Annotated in this window: 5 protein-coding genes; 4 read left to right on the top strand and 1 reads right to left on the bottom strand. The window is 71.9% G+C overall.

Annotation, left to right across the window (positions count from 1 at the left end; all coding sequences use genetic code 11):
• The coding region (locus tag VJR25_RS09120) for a hypothetical protein (RefSeq protein WP_324114657.1) at positions 1–1,096 on the bottom strand (1,096 nt) is incomplete at its 3' end.
• Between the two features lie 181 nt (positions 1,097–1,277).
• Between VJR25_RS09120 and mtrA the strand changes: the two genes are divergently transcribed.
• The 4 genes from mtrA to VJR25_RS09100 all read left to right on the top strand — a co-directional run.
• Positions 1,278–1,958: an MtrAB system response regulator MtrA gene (gene mtrA, locus VJR25_RS09115; RefSeq protein ID WP_324114656.1), complete on the top strand. Its 681-nt coding sequence runs from the start codon at positions 1,278–1,280 to the stop codon at positions 1,956–1,958.
• A 45-nt stretch (positions 1,959–2,003) separates the two neighbouring features.
• Positions 2,004–3,686 carry an MtrAB system histidine kinase MtrB gene (gene mtrB / locus VJR25_RS09110; RefSeq protein ID WP_324114655.1) on the top strand — a complete coding sequence of 561 codons (1,683 nt, stop codon included), beginning with the start codon at positions 2,004–2,006 and terminating at the stop codon, positions 3,684–3,686.
• On the top strand, positions 3,683–5,377 hold the full coding sequence (locus VJR25_RS09105; RefSeq protein WP_414683762.1) for a hypothetical protein: 1,695 nt from the start codon (positions 3,683–3,685) through the stop codon (positions 5,375–5,377). The genes mtrB and VJR25_RS09105 overlap by 4 nt, the downstream gene beginning before the upstream one ends.
• Positions 5,378–5,410: 33 nt before the next feature.
• Positions 5,411–5,939: ComF family protein (locus tag VJR25_RS09100; protein ID WP_414683761.1), on the top strand; the 529-nt coding region annotated here is incomplete at its 3' end.

Here is a 5,939-nt window from a genome sequence, read left to right as displayed (position 1 = left end):
CAGCCGGCTGCGCAGGCGTCCACTGCGGATACTGCTGCGGGACCGGGAATCTCGGTGCCGCGGCGCGCCCGATGCCCACGGTGAAGGGGTCGGGCAGGCCGGTTTCACCGGCGTCCCGCCGCTCCACATAGGCGAGCAGATCCAGGTCGAGCCCCTCGTGCCGCATGCGGCAGTCGGCGTACATCAGACAGGATGCCGTGGCCTGCACGATGGAGCCGACGACTTGGATGAGCAGCACGAGCATCTGCACGACCGCGGCAAAGACGAACTGCACGACGAGATCCTGCGAGTCGCCGCCGGTCGGAGCCACGATCGCGCTGGTGAGGCCGCCGAGCACGGAGAACGGCACGGCGATCGCCTGACCGAGTGCGGCGAACGCCAGTTGGATGACCACGATCACCCCGAGGATCGGCCAGAACCGGCCGCGCGTGAGGCGCCATGACCGGGCGATGCCCGCGCGGATCGTGGCGTTCTCCAGCAGGATCACGGCCGGGGTCAGCACCAGCTTCGTGCTCAGCCACAGCCACAGCGGGATGCTCGCGAGCAGCGCGAACACCGCGACGATGACCCCGACCGCCCAGTTGGCCACGCCCAGCGCGATCGCGATGCCCGCGGCCACGGCGATCGCGACGACGAGGGCGGCGATGAGCAGGGCCGCGTAGCCGATGAGCCGCCACGCGACCGGCCGCACCTGGGCCCAGATCTCGCGCAGCGTGGGGCGCTCGGCCAGTACGCCCCGCGCGACGTCGACCACCACGACCGCCTGCACCAGCACGCTGAAGGCGCCGACGACGAGACTCAGCACGACGCCCACGAGCACCGTGAAGCCGACGGATCCGGCCATCAGCTGGTCGTAGTCGGACGATCCCGGCGGCACGTTGTCGAGGCGGGAGAAGAGCGCGAACGAGACGAAGCCGACCACGACGACGGTGACGATGTACGCGACGCCCTGCACGGCGAGCGCGAACCCGAGCAGAACGCGCGGGTTGTGCCTCAGCGCCGCGAAGGAGCGCCCCAGCAGCAGTCCGAACCCGAGCGGATGCAGCGGCACGATCCCCGGACGGGAGGCCGGGGTCCAGGCCGGGTATGCGCTCATGGCGGCTCCTTTGAAGGATCGGTGCGTCCATCGTGGCACACGCCCCCGACACCGGACCCGGACGGCGCCGCGCGGCGTCCTCACCCGTGTCGGCGGGTGCCTGGACTAGCCTGATATGGCGGAATCTTGGGGATCGCTATCCGCGTGCGCCCCGACGGACGAAGGATGTGTACCCACAGCCATGACTTCACGGATCCTGGTGGTCGACGACGATACGGCCCTGGCAGAGATGATCGGCATCGTGCTCGAGACCGAGGGCTTCGAAGCCGTGTTCTGCGCCGACGGCGCCGAAGCGCTCGCGACCTGGCGCGGCGAGGACCCGGACCTCATCCTCCTCGACCTCATGCTGCCCGGCATGGACGGCATCGAGATCTGCCGGCGCGTGCGCGCCGAGTCCGGCGTTCCGATCATCATGCTCACTGCGCGCTCCGACGCGGAGGACGTGGTGGCCGGCCTGGAGGCCGGCGCCGACGACTACATCGTGAAGCCCTTCAACCCGAAGGAGCTGGTCGCCCGCATCCGCACCCGCCTGCGCCCGGCGGTGGCCGCCCAGCCGGAGGCGATGGCCATCGGCGACCTCGTGGTGGACGTGTCCGGACACGAGGTGCGACGCGGCGTCGAGGTGATCCCGCTCACCCCCCTCGAGTTCGACCTGCTCGTGGCGCTGGCGTCGAAGCCCCAGCAGGTGTTCTCACGCGAGGCGCTGCTGGAGCAGGTGTGGGGCTACCACTACAAGGCCGACACGCGGCTGGTGAACGTGCACGTGCAGCGGCTGCGCGCCAAGGTCGAGGCCGACCCGGACAACCCCCGCATCATCACCACCGTGCGCGGTGTCGGCTACCGCGCCGGCAAGACGCGGTAGCGGTCCCATGCGTCGGAGCGGACGGCAGGTGACGGCATGCTGAGGATGCCGCACCCCGCTGCGCCGCCCCCGGATGCCGTGCGCCTGCGCTCCTGGCGGGACTGGCGGTCCTGGCCGGACACCGTCGCGCAGCTGTGGCGGCGGTCGCTGCGCTTCCGCACGGTGCTCGTCGCCCTGGCGCTCACGGCGCTGACGATCCTCGTCGCGTGCATCTCGATGGCCCTCGCGATCCAGAACAACCTCTTCAACTCCCGCCGCGACCAGGTGCTCGCCGACTCGCGCCGTGCCGCCGACACGGCCCAGACCACGCTCGACGACGCCGTCGTGCAGAGCGATCCCGTGCAGATGCAGAACCTGCTCAACAGCGTCGTGTCGTCGCTCGCGCAGCAGTCCTCGACCGACCGGATCGCCGTCATCCGCATCAACACGACGCCCTCGCAGCTGGCCCCCCAGGGCTCGCACACCGACGGCCTCAACCCCGACCTGATCACCCCGGAGCTGCGCCGCCACGTGGAGGGATCGTCGAGTGCGGACACCCAGTGGTGGCAGTCGGTGGGCCTGCCGAGCGGCAACGGCCGGGTGACGCCCGGCATCGTGGTCGGCCAGCAGCTCGTGATGCCCGACGTCGGGCCGTACGAGCTCTACCTGGCCTTCGACCTGGAGGTGGCGTCCCAGACGCTCTCGTTCGTGCAGGCGACGCTGTGGATCGTCGGCACGGCCCTCGTGCTGCTCATCGCGGCGATCTCGTGGTTCGTGCTGAGATCGGTGACCACACCGATCCGGGAGGCGGCCGACACCAGCGCCGAGCTCGCGGCCGGAAACCTCGACGTGCGGCTGGCCGTGCACGGCGACGACGAGATGGCGACGCTCGGCCGCTCGTTCAACGCGATGGCCGACAGCATCCAGGCGCAGATCAAGGAGCTCGGCGACCTGTCGCTCGTGCAGCAGAGGTTCGTGTCGGATGTCTCGCACGAGCTGCGCACGCCGCTGACCACGATCAAGCTCGCCTCGGACATGCTCAACGACCATCGCGGTGAATTCGACCCGGCGATGTCGCGATCCGCGGAGCTGCTGCACACGCAGGTGCAGCGCTTCGAGGTGCTGCTGACCGATCTGCTCGAGATCAGCCGCTACGACGCCGGATCGGTGCAGCTGGAACTCGAGCCGACGAGCCTCGCGCACCTCGCCGAAGACGTCATCGGGTCGATGAGCCAGCTCGCCGAGCAGTTCGGCACGGATGTGCGCCTCGTCGCGCCCGGCGGGTATTCGCCGGTGGACATGGATCCGCGCCGCATCCGGCGGATCGTGCGCAACCTCCTCGGCAACGCGATCGAGCACGGCGAGGGCCGGCCCATCGTCGTGACCGTCGACAGCAACCAGCAGGCGGTGGCGCTCGGGGTGCGCGACTTCGGGCTCGGAATGGCGCCGGCCGACAGCGAGCGCGTGTTCGACCGGTTCTGGCGCGCGGACCCGTCCCGCAAACGCACGATCGGCGGCACCGGCCTCGGGCTGTCGATCTCGCTCGGCGACGCGCACCTGCACGGCGGCACGCTCACCGTGTGGTCGCAGCAGGGCCGAGGCACGAACTTCGTGCTCACGCTGCCGCGTCCGGGCCAGCCGTTCGACGGCCGCTCGCCGATCCCGACCGACCCCGGCGACGAGAGCTCGTTCGAGAGCCTCGGGGTCACCCAGCCGATCGTGCTGCCGAAGGCGGGGGCCGAGTCGTGATGCGCGGGCAATCGACCGCGGTCCGGCGGGGCGGCTTCCTGACCCTCCTCGCCGTGCTGCTCGCGGCGCTCGCCGCCTGCACCGGACTGCCCGTCAGCGGTCCGGTGCAGGCGGGCCTGCGTCCCGGGGCGGTCGCGCCGCCGGACTTCACGTTCACGCCCCAGAAGCCGCAGGATGGCGCGTCGCCCGAGCAGATCGTGCAGGGCTTCATCGATGCGGGCTCCGGCCCGGAGGACAACTGGGCGACCGCCCGGCTGTATCTCGCACCCGGCTTCCGGGACAAATGGGATCCGCGCGCGAGCGTCACGGTGGACGACCGGTCGCTGCGTCGGTACGCGAGCCCCGAGACCGCGCACGTGACGATGGACGTCAGCCCGACGGCGGCGGTGGATGCCACCGGGGCGTACACGCCGTCCGGGGGAGGGCAGACGCCGCTGCCGTTCACGCTCGTGAAGGTGGACAAGCAGTGGCGCATCGCGAAGGCGCCCCAGGGGGTGGTGCTCGGCGACGACCAGTTCGGCAGCGTCTACCGGCAGTACGCGCTGATGTACTACGACCCGACCTGGACGTACCTGGTGCCGGACGTGCGCTGGTTCCCGGCGACGAACGCGGTCACGCAGATCTCCAAGGAGCTGATCGACGGCAAGCCGAGCGCGTGGCTGTCCGGCGCGGTGTCCAGCGCCTTCCCCGACAACGTGTCGATGGATGTGCCGTCGGTGGCCGTGGACAGCGGGATCGCGCGGGTGCCGTTGTCGGGCGGAGCGCTGACCGCGCAGCAGACGACGCTCGACCGGATGCAGACGCAGCTGCAGGCCAGTCTCGCGACAGCCGGGGTGAACGCGGTGTCGATGACGTCGGCCGGCACCACCCTGGCCGCGCACACGCTGAGCACGGCGTCCACGCGCATCCCGCCCCAGTCGTTCGTCGAGGCGGGCAGACAGGTCGGGCTGCTGCGCTCCGACGGGAGCGGGGTCGACCCGATCACCGGCCTCTCGGATGCCATCGCGCGCGCCGCACCGACGGCGATGCAGCTGTCCGCCGACCACACCGCGGCCGCGGTGCGCGATGCCCACGGCGACGTGCAGCGCATCTCGGCGAAGGGGCAGCCGTTGATGCTCGACCGGCGCAGCGGGTTGATCGCGCCGCAGATCGACACCCGAGGGTACGTCTGGAGCGTGCCGGCCGGCTCACCGTCGGACGTGTCCGCGTACAGCCCGGTCGGACGCCCGATCTCCGTGGCGGGCGCGTGGCCGGAGGCATCCCGCATCACGGCGATGGCGCTCTCCCGCGACGGCACCCGCCTCGCCGCGCTCGTCACTGCCGGCGGCCAGTTCCAGCTGGACATCGCCGCTGTCGTCCGCGCCTCGGACGGGGCGCCGCAGAGTCTCGGCCAGCCGGCCGTGCTCGCCACGCTGCCCGGCGCGGGCATCGACCTGACCTGGCTCGACGACACGACGGTGGGCGTGCTGGCGCACAGCTCCGACGGGATCGGCGTGATCGCACAGACCGTCGGCGGTCCGGGGTCGGAGACCGCGGGCCCCGCGGGAACGACCACCATCGCCGGGTCGACCGGCACAGTGGTGCGCGTGCGCACCAGCGACGGCGCGATGTACAACCAGCGCGGCTCGAACTGGGAGCTCGCGGCCGACGGCATCCGCGTGCTCGGCACCGTGCAGGGCATTCCCCGATAGCGCTCGGCGTTCTCCGGCAGCGGGCATTCCCCGGTGGCGCTTCGTCCACAGGCGGCGGTGGCCGGGCGGCATCTCCACATGGCCGCCGCGCGGATGGCGCTCGGCGAGGCGTCGCCGCACGATCGGGGGATGACGCCGCATCCGGCACGCCGAGCCGCCTCCGAAGCTCTGGCGCTGATCCTTCCGGTGCGGTGTGCGGGCTGCGGGACCGACGGCACGGGCCTCTGCGACGGATGCCGCACGGCCCTGACGCCGCACGTGGTGCGCCGGCCCGTCGCGGGGTTCGCCGTGTACGCCGGGCTGCCCTTCACCGGCGTGCGGGCACGGGTCATCCGCGCCTTCAAGGAGGAGGGCCGCACGGGTCTCGCACGGCCGCTCTCGCACGCGTTGCGCGGCGCCGCGGCGGCCGCGGTGGGGGACGCCTCCGGGGTGCCTCCGCCCGGCGGCTGGACGGTGGTGTGCGTGCCGGCCTCACGGGCCGCGATGCGCCGTCGCGGATACCGCCCGGTGGAGCTGCTGGCGCAGCGGGCGGGACTGCGTACGGTGCGCCTGCTCACGCCGG

The organism is Microbacterium sp., from assembly GCF_035277845.1.
In the GTDB taxonomy this organism is placed as follows: domain Bacteria; phylum Actinomycetota; class Actinomycetes; order Actinomycetales; family Microbacteriaceae; genus Microbacterium.
The sequence above is the reverse complement of the archived record's forward strand: the minus strand, read 5'-3'. Positions and strand labels throughout refer to the sequence as shown.

Coding starts and splice junctions, on each gene's coding strand:
- mtrA (WP_324114656.1), top strand. CDS start 1,278: ATGACTTCACGGATCCTGGTGGTCGACGACGATACGGCCCTGGCAGAG.
- mtrB (WP_324114655.1), top strand. CDS start 2,004: ATGCCGCACCCCGCTGCGCCGCCCCCGGATGCCGTGCGCCTGCGCTCC.